Genomic DNA, 20,463 nt, shown 5'->3' with positions numbered 1-20,463 from the left:
CGACGTCGTTCGGACAATGTGGAAAAGCTTTGTCTCTCCCTGTATTCGACGTCGGACGTTTGCTTTTCCTGTCCCCGATTGTTAAGGCAGTTCAATACGTCACGGCGATCCTGCACGATCTTCATCAGCTGGGGGGCTGTACCGATTGTCCAGTCCAATCATCTCGGTCCCCGCAGGCGCCGCCCGAGCCCGTCGTCGCCCCCGCTTCCCGCCTCGCCATGCGTCGATCCTGGCGGGGGCCGGCCTGCTCGGCGGGTGCGATGAGGGCGGCGCGCCGGCCATTCCCTTCTTCGGGGCCTATTTTCCGTCTTGGCTGCTTTGCGCACTTGTCGGCATTTTCGGTGCGGTGGTGGTGCGCATCATCTTCATCCGCCTCGGCATCGACGACGTCCTTCCGGCGCGCCTTCCGGTCTATGTCTGCGTGGCGGCGGGCATCGGCTTCCTCGCCGCCCTGTCCGCTTTCGGCCGCTAGATGATGCACGCGGCCACATCCGGGGCTTCGAAGAAGGGCCTCGGCATCGTCGTCAGCCTCGCCGCCCTCGTCGGTGCGGTCCTGGCCGGCTGGGCCTATTTTCGCAATGCCAGCCTCAATCCCCTGTCGCAGGACGCCGTGGTTACGACCGACACGGTGGCGATCTCCGCGACCGTGCCCGGCCGGATCGCCGCCATCGATGTCGCGGAGAACGGTGCCGTGAAGAAGGGCGAGACATTGTTTTCGCTCGATCCGGCCTCGTACCGGCTGCAGGTGCGGCAGGCCGAGGCCGATCTGAGGATCGCCGAAGCCGCCCTCGCGGATCGCAAACGGTCCATCTCGGCGGAGCAGTCGAACGCCCTCATCGCCCGCGAGCAGGTGACGCGGGCACGCTCCAACCTCGACCTCGCGACCCAGACGCTCGCGCGCCTCGAAGGGCTCCGACCCAAGGGCTACGTCAGCGCGCAGCAGGTGGACGATGCCGCCACCGCGAAGCGCGATGCCGAGATCAGCTTGAAGCAGGCTCTGCAGCAGCAGGCCGCCGCCGACGTCCTCGTCAGCGACGTGGCCGCCGCGGTCGCGCTCGTCGACGCGCGCAAGGCCGCCCTCGCCATCGCGGAACGCGCCCATTCCGAAACCGTCATCCGCGCCCCCTTCGACGGCAAGGTCGTGGGCCTGACGCAGGCGCCCGGCGGTTTCGTCGTCCCGGGCCAGTCCGTCTTCACGCTCATCGACACGTCCGCCTGGTACGTGTCGGCCGCCTTCCTCGAAACCGAACTGTCGATGATCGAGGTCGGCAATTGCGCCAGCGTCTATACCCTCGCCAACCGCTCCGCGCTCATTCGGGGACGGGTGGAGGGGATCGGCTGGGGCGTCGCCTCCGAGGAGGTCATCACCCTGCCGTTCAAGATGCCGATCGTGCCCAAGTCGCTCGATTGGGTGCGGGTGGCCCAGCGCTTCCCGGTGCGGATCCGCCTCATCGATCCCCCGGCTCCCCTCATGCGCATCGGCGCGTCCGCCACCGCGACGGTCCATCATGGCAGCCGCTGCTGACGCGCCCTGGCCGGCCCTTGCCCGCCGGACCCTCCTGGACCTGAAGCCGGAACCCGGCCGGTTCGCCATGACCTGGAAGGTCGCCCTGCTCTGCGCGCTCGTGGCGGCCGTGGCGATGGTCTACAGGGTGCCGGAAGCCGCGATCGGCTGCTATCTCGTGATCTTCCTGTCCCGGCCGAACGGCGCGGAATCCGTCCAGCAGGCCATCGGGGTCATCCTGCTGGCGAGCGTCGTCGTCTTCGCCATGGCCCCCGTGATCCAGGCGACGGCGGACGTCCCGCTGCTGCGCATCTGCGTCATCGCGCTGGTCTCGTTCGGCTTCGTGTTTCTGGGAGCGGCCTCGAAGCTCGGCGAGCAAGGCTCGATCGTCGCGCTGGTGATCGCCTTCGTCCTGACGCTGGTCGACCGCCTGCCGATCGGCGAGATCGCCACGCGCGGGCTGCTTTATGCCTGGCAGATGGCGGCCATGCCGATGGCGCTGATGCTCCTCTTCAATCTCGTGTTCGGCCTGTCGCCACAGCGCCTGCTGCGGGCGCGGGCGGCGGCGCGGCTCGAAGCCGCCGCGACGGCGCTCTGCGGACCGCCTGCGGCGCGGGCGGCCCGGCTTGAGCCGCTGCTGGGCGAAGGACTCGAAGCTGGAGATCAAGAGGTGACGCTCGGCCGCCTCTTCCACACGGCCCGCGCCGACGAGATGACGTGGCTCGCCGGCGCCCAGCGCACCACCTATGGTCTGGCTCTGGCCGTGGCCGCGCTCCGGACGGAGACGTCCGGCTTAGTGAGTGCGCGCCTCGCCCGCGCCTGCCGGGAGGCGGCCGCGGCGGTGCGCCTTGGGCACCCCGCACCGGCTTCGCCCCCCGACCTGCAGGAAGACCAGAGCCCGGAAGAGCGGAGCCCGGCCACCGCGCGGATCGCTACCCTCCTGGCCGCCCTCGCCCGGCCGGACGGCGGCACCGGCACGCCGCCCCCGAAACCCGCTTTCATGGCCGCCGACGCCTTCACGAACCCGGACTATCAGCGCTACGCGCTCAAGACGACAGCGGCCGCCATTCTCTGCTACCTGACCTATTCCCTCATCGGCTGGCAGGGCATCCACACCGCCATGATCACCTGCTATGTGGCGGCGCTCGGCACCATGGCCGAGACCGTCCACAAGCTCACGCTGCGGATCTGCGGCTGCCTCGTCGGAGCGGCCATCGGTGTCCTGTCCATCCTTTTCGTGATCCCGCATTTGGAATCCGTCGGCGGACTGATGGCGCTCGTCTTTCTCGGGCTTCTGCCGGCCGCATGGGTGGCGGCGGGAAGCGAGCGCGTGTCCTATGCCGGGGTCCAGATCGGGCTCGCCTTTCTGCTCACCGTCCTGAACGGGTTCGCGCCCAGCCTGGACATGGGATCCGCCCGCGACCGCATCGTCGGCGTCCTTCTGGGAAACCTGGTGGTCTATCTGATCTTCACCAGCATCTGGCCGAAAAGCGCGGCGAAGGACATCGGCGTGCATCTCGGGCGCATGCTCTCGACGCTGTCGCACTTGGCGGCGCTGCCGCCCGACGCCCGGGTGACCGAGGTGGACCGCGCCGCTCGCGTCGCGACGGAAGCGGAAAAAGCTCGCGCGCAAATGCTGCTTCTGCCGCTCGAGCCGGCGTCCCAACGCCCCGACACCGCCACCATCGCCCGGCTTCGCACCCTCATCGAGACCAGCAGCGCGCTGCTCCCCGCTTTGATGTTCGCGCCCGGTCGGGATGCGACGATCGCCGATCGCCTGTCCCGCGCCGCCGCCGCCGCCGTCGCCGCCCCACCGCCGTCGTCCGCCGCGGCGGATGCGGTGGACATGGTGGACGTGGTGGACGGGGACGCGAGCGCCGAGACCCCGGCCGATCTCGTCCACCGGATCGAGCGTCTGGTGGCGAGATGAGGAAACCGAGACGCGACACGTCGCAGCCGCGCCGGACCACCGACCGATGGGCGGCGATGGCATGTCTCGCCTGTGCCCTCATGGCCGGCTGTGCGCCCGGCGCGCTCGACCGGGCGCCCCAGGCCGCCTCCGAACCCTGGTCGCCGCAGGAGGCGGGCACGCCGGGGCAGACCGGGGCGCCTGCACCGCCGCCGGCATCCGCACGCGATTTCGGCATCGCCGCCAACCCGGAAGTCACCTTGCCGCCCGCCGCGCCGGAGATTGCGACGAACCGCGCCTATGACCTCGCCGGTCTGATCGATGTCGCCCAGCGCAACAACCCCGCCACGCGGATCGCCTGGCAGAGCGCCCGCCAGGCCGCCTTGGCCTCGGGCATGGTGGAGGCGACCTACCTCCCGCTCATCACGGCCAATGTCATCGGCGGGTACCAGAAATTCGACAATCCCCTGCCGGTCGGCCTCGGCGGCATCAACCAGATCGAGACGACCACCACGGGCATTTCACCCCAGATCGCCGTACAGTGGCTGATCTTCGATTTCGGCCAGCGCAGCGCGGCGCATGACAGCGCGAAGCACACCGCGACCGCCGCGAGCATCCTGTTCAATGGTCTCCACCAGAAAATCATCCACGACGTCACCCGCGCCTATTTCGTCCATGACGCGGCGCGCAGCCGCGTGGAGATCGCCGAACAGACCTTGCGGAACAGCCGCGACATCCTCGCGGCGGCGGAAGCGCGCGTGAAGGACGGCCTCGGGAACACGGTGGAGGAGGCGCAGGCCCGCCAGCAGGTGGCGCAGGCGCAGTTCGGGCTGGTGCAGGCCCAGGGCGCGGAACGCGAGACCTACCAGATGCTGCTCGGCGCGATGGGCGTCAGCCCCCTCACCAAGATGCGGGTCAAGGCGGCGAACGGCCGGGCGCTTCCCGCGAATATCGGCGCACCGACCGAACGCATGCTCCAGGCTGCGCTCGCCCGCCGCCCGGATGTCCTGGCGAGCCTCTCGGCGATGAAGGCGAGCCGGTCCGGGATCGCCGCAGCCCAGGCCGAATTCCTGCCGAAGGTCTATCTCGGCGCGATTGCCGCCGGCGGCAATAGCAGCCTCAGCGCCGCCAACCTGCCGAACATCGCGCAGATTTCGTCCGCCTCGGGCGTCGTCATCGGCGCGTCGGTACCGATCTTCGACGGCGGCTTGCGCGCAGCGCAGCTGAAGACGGCGGAATCCCTCGCTGCCGCCAGCGAGGCGACCTTCACCAAGGTCCGCGACGAGGCCGCGCGGGAGATCGTCATCGCCACCGAAACGCTCCGCTCCGCGCTCGCCTCCCACCAGGCGGCAACCGCGCTCGTGCGGGCGGCGCAAACGACCTATGACGCGGCCTTCTCGGCCTACAAAATGGGCGTCGGAAATATCAGCGTCGCCACCGAGGCCGATTCGGGCCTTCTGGCGGCCCGTCAGGCCGAGGCGGAGTCCCATGCGGCGGCGCTGGTGGCGGCTGCCAACCTCGCCTTCGTGCTGGGGGCGATGACATCGAGCGACGTCGCCTCCGGCCTCGTCCGCCGCTGAGCGATCCACAGGGAGCCCGCCCTCTCCTCGAGAGGTCCGGCATGGTGCAACCGTTTTCAACAGGCCGTCATGGCGAGAGAGGCGATCTTGACCGACATCGACTTCACCCTGAGCGCAAAGGTCTTCGCGGCACTGTTCGCGATCATGAACCCGCTCACCATCATCCCGGTCTTTCTCAGCCTCACCGCCGGAAGACCGGCGGCGGACCAGCGCAGCACCATGCTGACGCTCAATGCCACGGTGGCCATCGGCTGTCTGGTCTGCGCGCTGGGCGGCAGGGCCGTTCTGTCGGCGTTCGGCATCGACGTGAACCATTTTCAACTCGCCGGCGGCCTGATCGTCCTGCTGCTCGCCCTTTCCATGCTGAGCGGCGAGGACCACAGCGCGCATTCGGGCACGGAGGCGGAAAAGAAGACCTTCGATTCCGCCACCAGCCTCGGGGTCTATCCCTTGGCGATCCCGCTCTCGCTCGGGCCGGGCTCGATGACCTCGATCATCATCTTCGCGCAGACGGGCGCGGCGCGGCCCGGGGGCGAGATCGGCTTTTATGCGGGCCTTCTGAGCTATATCGTGTTTTTCGGCGCCTGCATGGCGGCGGCCCCCGTGCTCTCGCGCTTCCTGTCCCCGACCGCCCTCAGCATCTCCAAGCGTCTGATGGGCATCGTGCTCGCCGCGATCGCCATGGAGATGATCGCAGTGGCCCTCGGCCACATCTTTCCCGCCTGGGTCCAGCACTGACCGGCCGCGACGTGAGGGTGCCGGCCGGCCGCCATGGCCCGGCCGGCAGTCGCGGCCTCATGCGTCCGAACACGCTCTTATGTGTCGCTAGGAGGCGGTTGCCGCAGCGATCAGCAAACCGCCGATAATGGCCATGTTCGATTGGACGAAGTTTTTGGCCGTCTCCCTCTCGGGACCGGGCTTCATATCCCAGAAGTTCAGGAGCAGGACACAGGCCGCTGCCGTGAAGAGGACCAGCCCGAGCGCGGCCGGACGCACAAAGACCCCCGCGGCCAAGAGCGCGCCTGCGACCAGTTCGAACACGCTTCCGACGATGAGGACGAGACGCGGCCCGGGGACACCGCGCGCAGCAAGAGCCGAACTGACAGCCGGCAGGATAAAGAAATGTCGCACCCCGCCATACACAAACAGACCGCCGAGAAGGATGCGCCCAAGGGCGAGCATCAGGAGCGCGGCGTCGTTCGACATGATGCGATGTCCTCAGCCTAACCCTGGACCGCCGAGATGCGCTTCGCCCGCCTGCTGAAGAAGGATCCTTCGGTCTCCGAGGCGAACCGGATCGTATCACCCGTTGATATGCGTGCCCCAAATCTCCATCGGCCGCCTCAAGACTTTTGATCGCGGACGCGAAACCCGGCGCCTCAGCTAAGGTCCGATTGGGACCATGCCAAAGCGCGCGCGCAGCTTTTGCCTGACGTATGGATGGTTTTTGTTCGGATTGGTGGAGCCGAGGGGAATCGAACCCCTGACCTCTGCAGTGCGATTGCAGCGCTCTCCCATCTGAGCTACGGCCCCGAACCGTGGGAGGCGCCATTTAGAGTCCGACCCCCCACCCTGTCAAGCGAGGCGCGGCGGTGATCAGATGGCGATTTCGCGGGGTGTGGCGACGGCGCGATAGGTGACGGTCAGAACCCGCGACGCGACCACGCGGGCGAGGTCCGGACTCATGGCGATCGGCGTGCAGGCCGCGAGCGCGCTCAAGGCGGCCGCGACGAAGGCGCGCTGAGCGGCGGCGTCTCCCGTCAAATGGGAATGGGTGGCGAGCGGCGGCCCCTTCAACGCGCCCTTGGCAGTGATGCCGAAGCGCAGCGTGATGTGCGATCCCTCTGCGCCCTCGGGCGCCGTCCAGCAGGCTTGGAAGGCCGCCCCGAGGTCGGCCATGGTCTGCGCCGGCCGCGGCGGCGCCTGGGCCTGCGCCGAGACGCAGAGCAGCGCCCCGGCAAGGCCTGCCGCCAAAGACCACAGCGCGGCGGACCGGACCGGTCGTGCATCCATGGTGCGCCTGCGAGCGCTCACCTCTTGCGCCCCGGCGCTTCGATATGGTCGGCAATCTCCGTCAAAGCCGCCGCGAGCGCGCGCAACTGGTCCGGCGCGAGCGAGATCTGCACCGCCGGCGAGGGCAGGCCGGGCCCGCGCGGCAGGCCGACCTCGAAGCGTACGCCGCCCGCGCGGCCCTCGAACAGAGCGGTGGTGAAGGCCTGGAGCGGCCACACTTTGAGCCGGCCCGCCTCGTCCTTGTCCCAATCGTCGAACGTCATGCCGTCCGCCTGCGATCCCATATGACCTCCCCTTCCCGTCTCCGGGTTTCTCCAGCGCGCAGACCTGCCTCGCCCCCTGCGAAGGGCGAGGATCGACGCACCGCCATGCCGGCATTATAGCTCAAGGGTCGCGCACCAAAGGGGTCGATGGATATGCCCGGCATGTCCCAGGTCCACGGCGGGAGCGGGAACACCAACGGGGGACGGAAGCCATCTCGGCGCAATGGGATCGGCTTTATCGCCTGAAAACCTTGAACCGAGACGGTTTCGGCGATCAGATGACGATCCGGAACCGGCTCTGAGGGTGCCGCCGCTTGATTTCGGTCATCATCCCCACACTGAACGCGGAACGCGATCTCGTTCCGACCCTCGCCGCGCTCGTCCCCGGCGTTACCGGCGGCGTGCTGCGGGATGTGATTCTGGCCGATGGCGGCTCCAACGACGACACCGCCGCCATCGCCGATGCCGCGGGCTGCGTTCTGCTTGCGGGGGAGAGAGATGTCGGGGCGCGGCTGCGCCAGGGGGCGGCCCAGGGCCGCGGGCGCTGGCTGCTGTTCCTTGGGACCGGCTCGGTCCTGGAGGAGGGGTGGGTGCGCGAGGTCGGCACCTTCATGGAAATGGCGGAGCGCCGGGATCTCGCCGCGCGGGCGGCGGCCACGTTCCGGCTGTCGCGGGACGGCTATGGCGTCGCGCCGCGGATCGCGGACGCAATGTCCGCGCTGCGGCTCGCCATGCTCGGCCGGCCGCATCCCGGCCAGGGCCTGCTGATCGCCAAGCCGCATTATGATCGCTTGGGCGGCCACCCCGCGGGCGACGCGGCGGAACGCCGCTTCATCGGCCGCCTGGGCCGGAGCATTCACGTGCTGCGGGCGCAGGTGCGCATGCTCGGGACACGCTCGGACGCCGGCGGTCTCTAAATCGCCAATGGACGGACCCGTGTCGGCGCTCGCGGCCGGCGCGACGATCCCGATCCCGTGCGACCTCTGCCGTGCGGCAGGGGCCTTGATCCGAAACCCGTGCCCGAGGGCGCGGGGAGGTCTGAACTTTCGCGCCGTCCCCGATCGATGCGGGGGCGGCGGTCCCGATTGGCCGGCGGCTCAGCGGCCGGCGGCGATGGCCTGGGGGATTTCTTCGCGGGTCAGGCCGAGACGGGCGAGGTCGGCGTCGGAAAGACGCGACAGGTGCTCGTAGCGGTCCGCCATCTCACGCGCTTCGCCGATCGCGGCGACAAACTGCGACACCAGGGTGCCGAAGCGGCCGAACAGGCCCGTGGAGTGGCTGGGATGTGCGGTGATCGTGGTCATGCTTGCCTCCATCTGCTGCCCTCTTACATAAGGGAAGAGTTTGCAGCGCAACATAGCCGATTGTGCATAGCACCATTGCGGACCTGGTATACCGAAGACCAGATCCACGGCCACGGTTGGTCACACGCTTGAGCAGGACCGGCGACGGGCGCCTCCCCCGATCTGTTCGGAAGCGAACCCTGCACCACTCGCGCAAGGGCGCGATTTCCTCCGGAGCGGGGAAGGCGCGATGAGAGACAGACATGCTTTCTCGGCCGCGGTTTGGCGCTGGAACAGGTCTCGGGGCCGCGACGGAAAATGCGGCGTGCGGACGGCCTTGGAGGATCGTTGGGGGACCGCGCCGAGCGCGGCGCCATCGAAGCGGCCCTGCCGCCGCAAAATTCGGACGGAGACGCGCCTGCCCCCTGGACCCGCGCGAGCGAATTGCGTATAGAGCGGCCCTCGCTCGCCGGCCCACGCCCGCGGGCCTCCGGCCCGGCCGTTTCGTGCGGCCCGTGTTGGGGGATAGTTCAACGGTAGAACTGCGGACTCTGACTCCGTCAATCTAGGTTCGAATCCTAGTCCCCCAGCCAACGCCGCTATATCTGCGTCAGGTGAGCCTTTGGTGGGCCACTTTGAGTGGCCCGGGCACGATATCCGCACGCCGCTCGATCGAATCGTTCATAATTCGTCTCGGGCGTAGTGAGGGGCAGCCATGCGTCGCGCAAGTTCAATTAAGATCGTCCACTATGACGCCTCCACATTATTCCTGGAAGATATCCGTGAAATTTTTGAAATTCTAACTACACCAGATGACACGCCGTATTTTGTTATTGATGATTTTACGTTTGAATCTATAGACGAATTTTTCGATAGGTACGATCGAAAAGTAATAAAAAACATGAATATTGAATCAAAAGATAATAGGATCACTATCAGATTTAGGCGATGGGGTTCATCTATTATTTATTATCCGTCATATGACAAATCTCTTCGTGCATTTCATGATTGCAACGAAGTTTTAATGAGCTGCAGAAGCTCTCTGTGGATTTTTTATAGATGGAACACTTTGCTAATATTAACGTTTTTTTCTTTTATAGATACTTTTGTGCAATTTTCATATGTTGAATTATTTAGCATCATCTCATCAGTAATTTTATTTATATTTGTTATACTAAATGCCAGAGGTAAATCATTATTAATTATTTCAAAAAAATCAAGCTGGAATAATATTGCCGAAAGAAACAGAGATTTAATTATTGCAATATTAAGCGCGATATTGAGTGTAGTTGCTACAATAATTGCAACTAAATATTTTCCATAAATTCAATATTGTGAAATCTGCACCATCTGACAGCAAAAGATACAAAGGTAAAAACGCTTAGGTCATAACTTTTCAAGTGGCCCAGGTCCGATGGGATCACAACTTATGTGAGCCACCTAAAGCACCATATCTGGTCAGAAATTCCGTGGGACGCCGCTTCCGCTAAGAGCGTCGAATTCGGCCTCCGCATCGCCAAGGAAAAAAGCCCTGGTCTCAGACCCCGGATCGACCGGTAGCAGACGGCTAAGCCCTTTCAGACCGCTCATTTCCCCCGCCTTACAGCAGGTCCGCCATCGTCTGCGCGCCGGCCGAGAACATGTCCGGCGTCACCTGGACCGGGGAGAAGGCGACGCGGCGGAAGCGCTCCTTCTCGCCCGCCGGCACGGTCGCATCCATGCCGAGCTTGGCGCGCACGCCATTGCGGCTGATCCGGACATATTCATGCCCGCGCGCTTCGGGGATGACGATGAGGTCGCCGGACGCCTCCATGCGGGTGGCGAGGGCATATTCGACGTCGGCAGGGTCGCGGATGTCGATGTCGTCATCCACCACGATGACCATGTCGAGGTCCTTCAGCGCGCCGAACGCCGCGAGGATGGCGTTGCGCTGCAGGCCCTCATGCTGCGGGCCCTGCTTGTCGACCTGGAGGATGGCGTGGAAGCGGTGCAGGCCGCCGGCGGTCATTTCGGCGTCGGTGACGATCGGCACCGCGGCGCGCAGAACCTTCAGCAGGCTCGCCTCCAGCACGTATTTGCGCAGCATGATGGTCTCGCGGCCATAGCCGTTGATGGCATGGTAGATCGGCTTGGCCCGCCGGGTCAGCGCCGTGACCTTCAGGACGGGCGCATCCGCCGCTGGGGCAGCGAAGCCGACGAACTCGCCGAACGGCCCCTCCAGATGCACCTCATCGGCGCTGATCTCGCCCTCCAGCACATATTCGCATTCGGCGGGGACCATGAGGTCGACCGTGCGCCCCTTCACCACCGAAAGCGGCCGGCCGGACAGCCCGCCGGCCACGGCAAGTTCGTCCAGATTTTCCGGCATCTGCGAGCCCATGGTGGCCGCCGTGAAATGCAGCGCCAGATCGGCCCCGATGCACACCGCCACCTGGAGAGTCTTGCCCTGCTTCTGCGCGCGTTCGACGGCGAGGCGCAGGTGGCGGCCGTAATCGAGCTTGATGGCGAGCCTGTCGGGGCCGATCAGCTGAAGGCGGTGATAAGAGGCGTTGTAGACCCCGGTCTCCGGGTCCTGCGCCACCAGAATGCCCGACGTCACGTAGCGCCCGCCATCCTTGGGCGCATGGAACAGCGCGGGAAGGGTCTTGCCGAGATCGATATTCGCGGTTTCCACCACCTCGTGCACCGGGGCCGTCTCGACCACGACCGGGGCCAAGGGCGCGGTGAGCGCCTGCGAGATGGTCTCGCGGATGCCCTTATAGTCCCGGCCGAAAGCCGATTCGCAATTCTCGCGGCTGCTCAGGAGATTGCCGACCACCGGCGTATCGAAGCCCCGGACCTTGGGAAACAGCAGCATCTCCTGGCCGTCGAGCTTCTTCATCAGCGCGCCGATCTCGAGATGCGGATCGGCCTCCCGGTTGAAGGTGCGGATCCGCCCGTCCGCCGCGAGCCGCGCAAGGGCGGGCCGGAAGCCCGTATCCACCGAATTCGAGAGCACCATGAGAATTCCGCAATGTCGAAGAAATGCCGGGCGGCCGAACGGCGCCGAGGAACGCGGACCGCGTTCCATAGCAAATTAGCTAAGTGACGAAGCTAGTCAATATGTGCGCCCCAGGCGCGGCGGGGCCGGCCGCGCCCCCTCCCCCGGCCGGCAGGACCATCCTCTGCCGCGGCCTCGACGCCGCTGGTCCGGAGCGAGCAGAGAATGTGCAGCGATTGAGGCTTCCAACACCTGTCCACCTCTCGCACGGCGTCCACGCTGCCCTGTTGCGCGCCAGTGCCTGCCGTGAATCGCGGCTTGACTAGCTTTGTCACTTAGCTAAAAAATCAAGTGGTTATCTTGGGTGCCCCCATGCGGGCTGCCTCTTCGATGTCGGCCGGGCCTTTCGATCCGGCTTCTGCCCGCGAACGACAAGGCGGCACAATCGCCTGAACCTTCCAGGGAATGAGGAGAATTCGATGAAGACGTTGATGGCAGCCGTGATGTCTGTCGCGGTCCTGGCATCGCCCGCGGCGATGGCGCAGGAGAAGTGGCCGACCAAGACCATCAAGCTGATCGTGCCTTATGCGCCCGGCGGCTATACCGATCTCACGGGACGCATCACGGCCCGCTTCCTGGAGAAGGATCTCGGCCAGACGGTCGTGGTCGAGAACAAGCCCGGCGCCGGCGGCATCGTCGGCACGGATCTGGTGTCGAAATCGGCGCCCGACGGGTACACTTTCTGCGTCTGCAGCGTCGGCGCGGTCTCCGTGGCGCCGGTGGCCCAGACCACCCAATACAACCCGCTGAAGGATCTCGCGCCCATCAGCATCGTCAGCACCATTCCGCAGACGGTCATCGTCAATCCCAAGCTCCCGATCACCTCGATCCCCGAATTGATCGCTTATGCCAAGGCCAATCCCGGCAAGCTCACCTACGGCTCCAGCGGCGCCGGCGGCCTGATGCACTATTCGGTGCAATTGTTCGACACCCGCACCGGCACCAAGATGCTGCATGTGCCCTTCAAGGGCGGCGCCCCCGCCACCGCCGCCGTGGTGGCCGGCGAGGTCGATCTCTCCTTCACCAACATGACCGACGCGCTGCCGCAGATGGAAGCCGGCACCGTGCGCGGCCTCGCAGTGACGTCCGGCAAGCGCAGCTCCTTCGCGCCGAACCTGCCGACGGTGGAGGAAACCGGGGTCAAGGACTTCTCGGTGGAATCCTGGAACGGCATCATCGCCCCGCCCGGCACGCCGCAGCCGATCATCGCCCGCATGTCGGAGGCGCTGAAGAAGATGGCCGCCGACCCCGAGGTGAAGGAAGCCTTCGCCAAGATCGGGGCGAGCCCGGTCTTCACCACCCCGGCGGAGTACCAGGCCACGATCGCCAAGGAAGTGGCGCAGTGGACCGACCTCCTCAAGGAGATCAAATCCACCAAGAACTGACCGGATCCCCTCCGCCCCGCCGATGCGGCGGGGCGGAGGGACGGCGCTAAACGTTCACGTAAAATGGGATCCGCGCGAAGCCGGGCGGCCGGGCACAGCGCCCGCCCCGCTTGGCCCGATCCCCGTCGCGTCGGTGCGGCGCGCGTGCCGGCCGGGAGGCCTGGAGAGGGATGATGAGGATCAAACTTGTCCGGGGAGGCGTGGACTTCTGGTCCGGCCTCCTGCTCGTGGCGATCGCCGGCGCGGCGCTCTGGTACATAGCGAGCCTCGATATCGGCACCGCTCTGGACATGGGGCCGGGCTATTTTCCGCTGCTGATCGCACTCATCCTCGCGGGCATGGGGGCCGTGCTCCTGGTGCGCGGCCTCGTCGTGGTGGGACCGCCCGTCGCACCCATGAACGCCCGGGCGGCAATCCTGATCCTCGCCTCCTTTCTCGCCTTCGCCCTGCTGCTCGACCGGCTGGGCCTCGTGGTCGCCATCCTCGCCCAGACCCTCATCGCGAGCTTCGCCTCCCGCGAATCCGTGCTGTGGCAGAGCCTGGTCTTCGGGGCCGCGCTGGCCGCCGCCTCGACGGTCCTGTTCGTTTGGCTTCTGGGCATTCCCGTGGACGTGCTGCCATGATCGAAAGTCTCCAGCTTCTCGGACACGGCTTCGGCATCGTCCTCACCTTCGACAACCTGCTCTTCTGCCTGATCGGGGCGCTCTGCGGCACGCTGATCGGCGTGCTGCCGGGGCTCGGTCCGGTGGCGACGATCTCGCTTCTGCTGCCCGCCACCTTCGCGCTCGAACCGGTGGGCGCGATCATCATGCTGTCCGGCATCTATTACGGCGCCCAATATGGCGGCTCGACCACCGCGATCCTGGTCAACATTCCCGGTGAATCGACATCGGTCGTCACCGCCATCGACGGCTATCGCATGGCGCAACAGGGCCGGGCGGGCGAGGCGCTCGCCATCGCCGCCATCGGCTCCTTCATCGCCGGATGCATCGGCACGCTGACGATCGCCTTCGCCGGGCCGCCGCTCGCCCGCGTGGCGCAATCCTTCACCTCCCCGGACTATTTCTCGCTGATGGTGTTCGGGCTGGTCTGCGCCGTGGTGCTCGCCAACGGCTCCCTGTTCCGGGCGGTCGCGATGATCGTGCTCGGCCTCTTGTTCGGCATGATCGGCATGGACGTGAACACCGGCATGCCGCGCCTCACCGGCGATTTCATCGAACTGTCCGACGGCGTGAGCTTCGTCGCCATCGCGCTCGGCCTGTTCGGGGTCGCCGAAGTGATCTGCAATCTGGAGCAGGACACCACGCGGGCGATCAACAGCGCGAAGATCACCAATCTCATGCCGTCCTGGGCCATCCTGCGTCAGGCCTCGGGCGCCATTCTCCGCGGCACCGCGCTGGGCTCGCTCATGGGCGTGCTCCCCGGCGGTGGCGCCACCATGGCCGCCTTCTCGTCCTACGCCCTCGAAAAGAAGGTCTCGCGCACCCCCTCGCGCTTCGGCCGCGGGGCGATTGAAGGCGTCGCGGCGCCGGAATCCGCCAACAACGCCGCCGCCCAGACCTCCTATATCCCCCTCCTCACGATGGGCCTTCCCACCAGCGCGACCATGGCGCTGATGGTCGGCGCCCTCACCCTGCACGGCATCGCGCCCGGACCGAACGTCATCACGCGCCAGCCCGATCTGTTCTGGGGGCTGATCGCCTCCATGTTCATCGGCAATCTGATGCTGATCATCATCAACCTGCCGATGATCGGACTGTGGGTGCGCCTTCTGCGCCTGCCCTACCGCTTCCTGTTTCTGCTGATCGTCGTGGTGAGCTCCATCGGCGTCTATTCGGTCGGCAATTCGGTGTTCGACATCTATCTGATGATCGGCTTCGGGCTGCTCGGCTATCTCCTGCGCAAGCTCGACGCCGAACCCGCGCCCATGTTGATGGGCTTCGTGCTCGGCCCCATGCTGGAGGAGAATTTCCGGCGCAGCCTGATCACCGGTCGCGGCGATCTTTCCGTCTTCATCCAGAAGCCCATCAGCCTCGCCTTCCTCATCCTCTCGGTCGCCCTCCTGATCTCCGTCGCGCTGCCTTTCATCCGCAAGCGCCGCGAAGAGGTCTTCCAGGACGAGTGAGGCCACAAGAACCCCGAGGAGACGCCCATGAGCCCGTCCGTCTCGGGCACGCGCGATGCCGTGCCCTGCTTCATCGACGGACGCGACGTGCCGATCGCCGCCGCCTTCGACAAGCACGACCCGGCCACTGGCCGCCCGAATGCCCGCGTCGCGGAGGCGGACGCGGCGCTCGTGGACGCGGCGGTCGAGACCGCCCGTCGCGCGCTGCGCGGTCCCTGGGGGAAGACCACGCTCGACGCCCGCATCGCCTTCCTGGAACGGCTCGCCGCCCATATGGAGGCGAATCTCGCAGCGCTCGTTGCGGCCGAGATCGCCGACACCGGCAAGCCGATCACGCCCACGACAAAGGTGGAGATCCCGCGCGCGATCGCCAATTTCCGCGCCTTTGCGCAGATTGCCCGGGACGCGCCGGCGGAAACGTTCGAGACTGCCTTGCCCGGCGGGGCCCGCGCCCGCAACACGGTCCTGCGGCATCCGGTCGGGGTGGTCGGCATCGTCGCGCCGTGGAACCTCCCCTTGCTTCTGCTCACCTGGAAGGTGGCCCCGGCGCTGGTATGCGGCAATGCGGTGGTGGTGAAGCCCTCGGAGCATTCGCCACGCACTGCGCTACTTCTGGCCCGCATGGCGCACGCGTGCGGCCTGCCGGACGGGGTGCTGAACGTCGTGCACGGCCACGGCGCCGGCGCTGCGGGCGGTTTCCTCGTCGCCCATCCCGGCGTCGACGCCATCACCTTCACCGGCGAGACGCGCACCGGCGAGGCGATCATGCGCGCCGCCGCCGCCGGGCCGCGGCCCGTGTCGCTCGAACTGGGCGGCAAGAATCCGGCGCTGATTTTCGCCGATTGCGATCTCAAGGCCGCCATTGCCGGCACCGCGCGCTCCCTCTTCGACAATTGCGGACAGGTCTGCCTGACCACGGAGCGGGTGTTCGTCGCGCGCCCGGTCTTCGCGCAGGTCGCCGCAGGGCTGGCAGCCGCGGCGCTGGCGCTGAAGCCAGGCGATCCGCACGCGCCCGAGACGACCCTCGGGCCGGCGATCAGCGCCCTCCAGCGCGACAAGGTGCTCGGCCTCTATGCGCAAGCCAAGGCCGATGGCGCTGAGGTGCTCGCCGGCGGCGGTGCCCTTGAAATGTCCGAACCCTTCGCGGAGGGCTATTGGGTCGCGCCGACCCTGTGGGCGGGCCTGCCCGACGATGCGGAGATCTGCCGCCGCGAGGTCTTCGGTCCGTGCGCGCACCTCTCGGTCTTCGACACGGAGGACGAGGTGCTCGCCCGCGCCAACGCCTCCGAATTCGGCCTCGCTGCGACCGTGTGGAGCACGGATTCCGCTCGGGTCCAGCGGGTCGCGGCCGGTCTTCAGAGCGGCACGGTCTGGGCGAATTGCTGGCGCGTGCGGGACGAACGGGCGCCGTTCGGCGGCTTCAAGCGGTCGGGCGTCGGCCGCGAGGGCGGCGTGCGCTCGCTCGATTTCTATTCCGAGCTGAAGACGCTGTGCGTCTTCGAGCCGGCCGCCTGATGGAGAGACGTCTCATGAGCTCCGCTTCCCCTGATGCGGAAACTCCCGCCCGCCTGCGCTCCGGCGGCACCCTCCTGGTGGACGCGCTGCGCATCCACGGGGTGGATACCCTGTTCGGAGTCCCGGGCGAGAGCGCCCTGCCCGTCTTCGACGCCCTGCGCGACGCGGCGCGCGGCGTGCGCTTCATCGTCTGCCGCCACGAGGCGAACGCCGCCCATATGGCGGAGGCGGACGGCAAGCTCACCGGCCGACCCGGGGTGTGCATCGTCAGCCGCGGCCCCGGTGCGATGCATGCCGCCGTGGGCGTGCACACCGCGTTCCAGGATTCCACGCCCTTCCTTCTCATCATCGGCCAGGTGCCGCGTGCCCATCGCGGCCGCGAGGCGTTCCAGGAGATGGATTACAGCCGCGCCTTCGCGGACATGGCGAAATGGGCGGCCGACATTCCGAGCGCCGACGCCATCCCGGAATATCTCAGCCGCGCCTTCCATATCGCGACCCATGGGCGGCCCGGGCCGGTCGTGCTTTCGGTGGGCGAGGACGTGCTCGGCGAGATGAGCGCCGTCCTCGACGCCCCCGCCTTCAAGCCGGTCGCGGCGGTTCCGGCGCCCGCTTCGATGCAGCGCGTCCACGACATGCTCCAGGCGGCCGAGCGGCCGCTCGTCATCGTCGGCGGCAGCGGCTGGACCGCGCAGGCGTCGGCCGATATCACGGCCTTCTGCGCGACGAACGGTCTGCCCGTGGTGGCCGGCTTCCGCGCCCAGGACATTGTCGACAATGACTCGCCGGTCTATATCGGCGATCTCTCGCTCGGCTCGAACCGCGCGCTGACGCAGCGCGTGAAGGCGGCCGACCTCCTTCTGGTGGTCGGGGACAGGCTCGGCGAGGTGACGAGCAAGGCCTATGACGCGCTGAAAGTGCCGGATCCGGACCAGGGCCTGATCCATGTCTTTCCCGGCGCCGAGGAACTGGGCCGGGTCTACAATGCGGATCTGCCCATCCTCGCCGCGCCGCCGGAATTCGCCGCCGCCCTGCGCACCCTGGCGCCGCTCGACGGCACGGGCTGGTCGGAGTGGCGTCGTGCGGGCCGGGCGGTCTACGAGGCCTATCAGACCCCGCCGGCGGCCCATGCCGGGTTCGATTATGCCAAGGTGATCCTGCATCTGGCGGAGACGCTGCCGCACGACGCCATCGTCACCAATGGCGCCGGCAATTACACCATCTGGCTGCACCGTTTTTATCGCTACCGCCGGTTCGGAACCCAGCTGGCGCCGAAATCCGGCTGCATGGGCTATGGACTGCCCGCGGCGATCGCGGCGAAGCTGCGCCATCCTGCGCGGACGGTGGTGGCGCTCGCGGGCGACGGCTGCTTCCAGATGGCCTCACCGGACTTCGCCACGGCCGTCCATCACAATCTGCCCGTCGTGGTGATCGTGGTGAACAACGGCGCCTATGGCTCGATCCGCGCCCATCAGGAGCGCCACTTTCCGGGCCGCGAGAGCGGGACGCGCCTGACGAATCCGAGCTTCGCCGACCTCGCCCGCGCCTATGGCGTCCACGGCGAGACGGTGCACGCGGACGCGGATTTCCCGGCCGCGCTGGCGCGCGCTCTGGCGGCGGGCATGCCGGCGATCATCGAGATCGCGCTCCCGCCGGCCCAGCTCACGCCCGATTTCGTCCTCTGACACCAGGATTCCGGCCCAGGCCGGATCCGTCGGCAAGCCGGCCCAAACCCAGTCCGGACCTTCCGGGCTCGTGACCTGGCCCCATTGCCCCCGACCGCGCCATCCATCATTCCGGCCGCCGCTTGCGAGACGATCTGCATGATCATCGAGCGGATCGCACGCGCCAGCAGACATAGGCTTCCGGTCAAAGGCGACGTCTCCCGCCGCCAGGCCGTTCGGCTTGGATGGTCGAGAAGAGACGGGCCGAAGCTGGGAGGGAACGGCCTTGAGCGGAAGCGTCCGGCTTGCGAAGGTCCTGCACATCATTTCCGCCCTGTGGGCGATGAGCCTCGCCTTTCTCATCTTCGCCGATGTCTCGCTGCGCTCGGTGTTTTCGAGCCCGCTCCCCGGCACCAAGGAAATCATCCAGAATTCCGTCGTCGCCATCACCTTCCTGCAGATCCCGCTGGCGATCTACAGCGGCGCGATGCTTCGCACGTCGGCGCTCGACGGCATGATGGGGCCGGCGGGACGGAAGATCCTGCGTCTGTGCTGCTGGCTCATGGGCGCCGCCGTCTTTGCCGCGCTGGCTTCCGCCAGCTGGGAGCCGTTTCTGACGGCGCTGCGCATCGGCGAGTATGAGGGCGAGGGGGCCTTGCGGGTGCCGACCTGGCCGGTCCGCGGCATACTGGTCGTCATGGGGGCGTTCTCCGCGATCGCCTACGCGATGATGTTCGTGTGGGATCTGCGCGGCCAGCTCGTGGACGACACGACCGCCCCGCCTGCCGCGACCGACGGCAGCCCCGCCCTTTGATCCCGCCTCATACGAACCCGGAGGACGACCGATGGGCAGCGACATCGCACTGATGACGGTGGGCCTTCTCGTCCTCCTCATCGTTTTCGGCTTCCACATCGCCATCGCACTCGCCGCCTGCAGCGTTCTGGGGATTTATCTGATGGTCGGAAGCTGGGATGCGGCGCTCGCAATCCTGGAGAGCACGGCCTACGAGGCGATCCGCAAGGAGGTGTTCGCCGTCATTCCCCTCTTCGTCTTGATGGGGGATTTCGTCTCGCGGTCCGGCGCGGCGGGGGATCTCTATCGCGCCTGCAACCGCGTCCTGCATTTTCTGCCGGGGCGGCTCGCGATCGCGACCATCGCCGGAAACGTCGTGTTCGGCGCGGTGACCGGGGTGTCGATCGCCGCGGCCGCCACCTTCTCGCGCATCGCCTATCCCGAGATGAAGAAGCTCGGCTACCGCCAGAGCTTTTCCCTGGGGGCGATTGCAGGGTCGGCCAGCCTCGGCATGCTGATCCCTCCGAGCGTGCTCATGATCGTGTGGTCGATCCTGACGGAAATGAGCGTCGGCGCGCTGTTCATGGCCGGTCTCGTCCCCGGCCTGATCCTGGCCGGGACATTCGGTCTTTATGTCGTCGTCGCCGCGCTGCGGCGTCCGGAGATCGCCCCGGCGGGCAGGGACAGGGGCACGCTCGGAGACCTTCCGCCCCCGACGACCAGCGAACGGATCGGCGTGTTGGGGGTGCTCGGCATCGTCGTTCTGGTCATCGGCGGCATGTGGTTCGGCTTCTTCACGCCGACGGAAGCCGCCGGCTTCGGGACGCTGTTCGCACTCGCGCTCGCTTTGCTGAAGGGATTGCGCGGCAAGCAGATCCTGGAAGCGATCATCCAGTCGGGCCGGACGACGGCGCCGATCATGGTGCTCTTGATTTCGGCTCAGATGTATTCCCGCCTTCTGGCCTTCGGCGGGGTGGTGAACGCCGTCCAGGGCACCGTGCTGGAGTCCGGGCTCGGCGTCGTCGGAATCCTGGCGCTCATGACGATCATCTGGCTGATCCTCGGCGCGCTGATCGATTCGGTCTCGATCATCCTCCTGACGGTTCCGATCTTCGCCCCCATCGCCGTGGCCCTCGGCTTCGATCCGCTCGCCTTCGCGATATTCGGGATCCTGATCATCGAGGCCGGACTTCTGACGCCGCCCTTCGGCCTGCTCGTCTTCACCGTCAAAGGCTGCGTGGCTGACCCGAGCGTCACGCTTCGGCAGATCTTCGCAGGCGCCATTCCCTATACGCTCGCCATCTGCTTCGTCGGCATTCTCGTTCTCCTGGTCCCGGCCTTGGCGTCATGGCTGCCGAAGGCGATGTTCGGGTGAGGCGGCGCGGCGGC

General features: G+C 66.8%; 18 protein-coding genes and 2 tRNA genes. 14 read left to right on the top strand and 6 right to left on the bottom strand.

All coding sequences use genetic code 11. From position 1 onward, the window contains the following. Nucleotides 1-145 precede the first annotated feature (145 nt). The 5 genes from EDC64_RS09470 to EDC64_RS09450 all read left to right on the top strand — a co-directional run bounded on the left by EDC64_RS09470 (nucleotide 146) and on the right by EDC64_RS09450 (nucleotide 5,731). A complete protein-coding gene (locus tag EDC64_RS09470; protein WP_245504624.1) occupies nucleotides 146-472 on the top strand; it encodes a YtcA family lipoprotein in 327 nt (108 codons plus the stop codon). After that, nucleotides 473-1,525, top strand: a complete 1,053-nt coding sequence (gene mdtN, locus EDC64_RS09465; protein ID WP_245504623.1) for a multidrug transporter subunit MdtN — start codon at nucleotides 473-475, stop codon at nucleotides 1,523-1,525. After that, entirely contained in the window at nucleotides 1,509-3,434 is a 1,926-nt protein-coding gene (locus EDC64_RS09460; RefSeq protein WP_132031025.1) for an FUSC family protein, read from the top strand. The genes mdtN and EDC64_RS09460 overlap by 17 nt, the downstream gene beginning before the upstream one ends. After that, nucleotides 3,431-4,993: a TolC family protein gene (locus EDC64_RS09455; RefSeq protein WP_245504622.1), complete on the top strand. Its 1,563-nt coding sequence runs from the start codon at nucleotides 3,431-3,433 to the stop codon at nucleotides 4,991-4,993. Before EDC64_RS09460 ends, EDC64_RS09455 begins: the two co-directional genes overlap by 4 nt. An 87-nt stretch (nucleotides 4,994-5,080) precedes the next feature. Further along, a complete protein-coding gene (locus tag EDC64_RS09450) occupies nucleotides 5,081-5,731 on the top strand; it encodes a MarC family protein (protein ID WP_245504621.1) in 651 nt (216 codons plus the stop codon). Nucleotides 5,732-5,818: 87 nt separating this feature from the next. Here the strand turns inward: EDC64_RS09450 and EDC64_RS09445 are convergent, their stop codons facing one another. The 4 genes from EDC64_RS09445 to EDC64_RS09430 all read right to left on the bottom strand — a co-directional run bounded on the left by EDC64_RS09445 (nucleotide 5,819) and on the right by EDC64_RS09430 (nucleotide 7,290). Then, complete coding sequence (locus EDC64_RS09445) at nucleotides 5,819-6,199, bottom strand: DoxX family protein (RefSeq protein WP_132031024.1); 381 nt, start codon at nucleotides 6,197-6,199, stop codon at nucleotides 5,819-5,821. A 251-nt stretch (nucleotides 6,200-6,450) separates the two neighbouring features. Then, a tRNA-Ala gene (locus EDC64_RS09440) sits at nucleotides 6,451-6,526 on the bottom strand. 63 nt (nucleotides 6,527-6,589) lie between these two features. Next, a complete protein-coding gene (locus EDC64_RS09435; RefSeq protein WP_132031023.1) occupies nucleotides 6,590-7,006 on the bottom strand; it encodes a hypothetical protein in 417 nt (138 codons plus the stop codon). Nucleotides 7,007-7,023: 17 nt separating this feature from the next. Further along, nucleotides 7,024-7,290: a hypothetical protein gene (locus tag EDC64_RS09430; protein ID WP_132031022.1), complete on the bottom strand. Its 267-nt coding sequence runs from the start codon at nucleotides 7,288-7,290 to the stop codon at nucleotides 7,024-7,026. A 293-nt stretch (nucleotides 7,291-7,583) separates the two neighbouring features. On the opposite strand from EDC64_RS09430, the gene EDC64_RS09425 reads away from it, so the two are divergent. Then, nucleotides 7,584-8,186: a glycosyltransferase gene (locus EDC64_RS09425; protein WP_132031021.1), complete on the top strand. Its 603-nt coding sequence runs from the start codon at nucleotides 7,584-7,586 to the stop codon at nucleotides 8,184-8,186. A gap of 180 nt (nucleotides 8,187-8,366) precedes the next feature. On the opposite strand, the gene EDC64_RS23505 is transcribed toward EDC64_RS09425, so the two are convergent. After that, complete coding sequence (locus tag EDC64_RS23505) at nucleotides 8,367-8,573, bottom strand: DUF1127 domain-containing protein (protein WP_165933702.1); 207 nt, start codon at nucleotides 8,571-8,573, stop codon at nucleotides 8,367-8,369. Between the two features lie 498 nt (nucleotides 8,574-9,071). Between EDC64_RS23505 and EDC64_RS09415 the strand changes: the two genes are divergently transcribed. Then, nucleotides 9,072-9,145: transfer RNA gene (locus EDC64_RS09415), tRNA-Gln, on the top strand. A 1,007-nt stretch (nucleotides 9,146-10,152) separates the two neighbouring features. Here the strand turns inward: EDC64_RS09415 and EDC64_RS09410 are convergent. Beyond that, on the bottom strand, nucleotides 10,153-11,553 hold the full coding sequence (locus EDC64_RS09410) for a UbiD family decarboxylase (RefSeq protein WP_165933701.1): 1,401 nt from the start codon (nucleotides 11,551-11,553) through the stop codon (nucleotides 10,153-10,155). A 458-nt stretch (nucleotides 11,554-12,011) separates the two neighbouring features. Here EDC64_RS09410 and EDC64_RS09405 point away from each other — a divergent pair, with 458 nt between their 5' ends. The 7 genes from EDC64_RS09405 to EDC64_RS09375 all read left to right on the top strand — a co-directional run bounded on the left by EDC64_RS09405 (nucleotide 12,012) and on the right by EDC64_RS09375 (nucleotide 20,449). Then, on the top strand, nucleotides 12,012-12,977 hold the full coding sequence (locus EDC64_RS09405; protein WP_132031018.1) for a Bug family tripartite tricarboxylate transporter substrate binding protein: 966 nt from the start codon (nucleotides 12,012-12,014) through the stop codon (nucleotides 12,975-12,977). Between the two features lie 173 nt (nucleotides 12,978-13,150). After that, nucleotides 13,151-13,600 carry a tripartite tricarboxylate transporter TctB family protein gene (locus EDC64_RS09400; RefSeq protein WP_165933700.1) on the top strand — a complete coding sequence of 150 codons (450 nt, stop codon included), beginning with the start codon at nucleotides 13,151-13,153 and terminating at the stop codon, nucleotides 13,598-13,600. Beyond that, the gene (locus EDC64_RS09395; protein ID WP_132031016.1) at nucleotides 13,597-15,102 is read left to right on the top strand and encodes a tripartite tricarboxylate transporter permease; all 1,506 of its coding nucleotides are present in this window, start codon (nucleotides 13,597-13,599) and stop codon (nucleotides 15,100-15,102) included. The genes EDC64_RS09400 and EDC64_RS09395 overlap by 4 nt, the downstream gene beginning before the upstream one ends. A gap of 27 nt (nucleotides 15,103-15,129) precedes the next feature. Continuing rightward, entirely contained in the window at nucleotides 15,130-16,617 is a 1,488-nt protein-coding gene (locus EDC64_RS09390) for an aldehyde dehydrogenase family protein (RefSeq protein WP_132031015.1), read from the top strand. A gap of 14 nt (nucleotides 16,618-16,631) precedes the next feature. After that, complete coding sequence (locus EDC64_RS09385) at nucleotides 16,632-18,302, top strand: thiamine pyrophosphate-dependent enzyme (protein WP_132031014.1); 1,671 nt, start codon at nucleotides 16,632-16,634, stop codon at nucleotides 18,300-18,302. Between the two features lie 265 nt (nucleotides 18,303-18,567). Beyond that, on the top strand, nucleotides 18,568-19,095 hold the full coding sequence (locus EDC64_RS09380) for a TRAP transporter small permease (RefSeq protein WP_132031013.1): 528 nt from the start codon (nucleotides 18,568-18,570) through the stop codon (nucleotides 19,093-19,095). 31 nt (nucleotides 19,096-19,126) lie between these two features. Continuing rightward, on the top strand, nucleotides 19,127-20,449 hold the full coding sequence (locus EDC64_RS09375; RefSeq protein WP_132031012.1) for a TRAP transporter large permease: 1,323 nt from the start codon (nucleotides 19,127-19,129) through the stop codon (nucleotides 20,447-20,449). Nucleotides 20,450-20,463 lie beyond the last annotated feature (14 nt).

Source organism: Aquabacter spiritensis (genome assembly GCF_004346185.1).
GTDB classification, from domain to species: domain Bacteria; phylum Pseudomonadota; class Alphaproteobacteria; order Rhizobiales; family Xanthobacteraceae; genus Aquabacter; species Aquabacter spiritensis.
This window is presented reverse-complemented; position numbering and strand designations above follow the sequence as displayed.

Excerpts from the sequence above, each read along its gene's own strand:
- mdtN (WP_245504623.1), top strand. The coding sequence starts at position 473 with ATGATGCACGCGGCCACATCCGGGGCTTCGAAGAAGGGCCTCGGCATC.
- EDC64_RS09460 (WP_132031025.1), top strand. The coding sequence starts at position 1,509 with ATGGCAGCCGCTGCTGACGCGCCCTGGCCGGCCCTTGCCCGCCGGACC.
- EDC64_RS09455 (WP_245504622.1), top strand. The coding sequence starts at position 3,431 with ATGAGGAAACCGAGACGCGACACGTCGCAGCCGCGCCGGACCACCGAC.
- EDC64_RS09445 (WP_132031024.1), bottom strand. The coding sequence starts at position 6,199 with ATGTCGAACGACGCCGCGCTCCTGATGCTCGCCCTTGGGCGCATCCTT.
- EDC64_RS09435 (WP_132031023.1), bottom strand. The coding sequence starts at position 7,006 with ATGGATGCACGACCGGTCCGGTCCGCCGCGCTGTGGTCTTTGGCGGCA.
- EDC64_RS09430 (WP_132031022.1), bottom strand. The coding sequence starts at position 7,290 with ATGGGATCGCAGGCGGACGGCATGACGTTCGACGATTGGGACAAGGAC.
- EDC64_RS23505 (WP_165933702.1), bottom strand. The coding sequence starts at position 8,573 with ATGACCACGATCACCGCACATCCCAGCCACTCCACGGGCCTGTTCGGC.
- EDC64_RS09410 (WP_165933701.1), bottom strand. The coding sequence starts at position 11,553 with ATGGTGCTCTCGAATTCGGTGGATACGGGCTTCCGGCCCGCCCTTGCG.
- EDC64_RS09405 (WP_132031018.1), top strand. The coding sequence starts at position 12,012 with ATGAAGACGTTGATGGCAGCCGTGATGTCTGTCGCGGTCCTGGCATCG.
- EDC64_RS09400 (WP_165933700.1), top strand. The coding sequence starts at position 13,151 with ATGAGGATCAAACTTGTCCGGGGAGGCGTGGACTTCTGGTCCGGCCTC.
- EDC64_RS09395 (WP_132031016.1), top strand. The coding sequence starts at position 13,597 with ATGATCGAAAGTCTCCAGCTTCTCGGACACGGCTTCGGCATCGTCCTC.
- EDC64_RS09390 (WP_132031015.1), top strand. The coding sequence starts at position 15,130 with ATGAGCCCGTCCGTCTCGGGCACGCGCGATGCCGTGCCCTGCTTCATC.
- EDC64_RS09385 (WP_132031014.1), top strand. The coding sequence starts at position 16,632 with ATGAGCTCCGCTTCCCCTGATGCGGAAACTCCCGCCCGCCTGCGCTCC.
- EDC64_RS09375 (WP_132031012.1), top strand. The coding sequence starts at position 19,127 with ATGGGCAGCGACATCGCACTGATGACGGTGGGCCTTCTCGTCCTCCTC.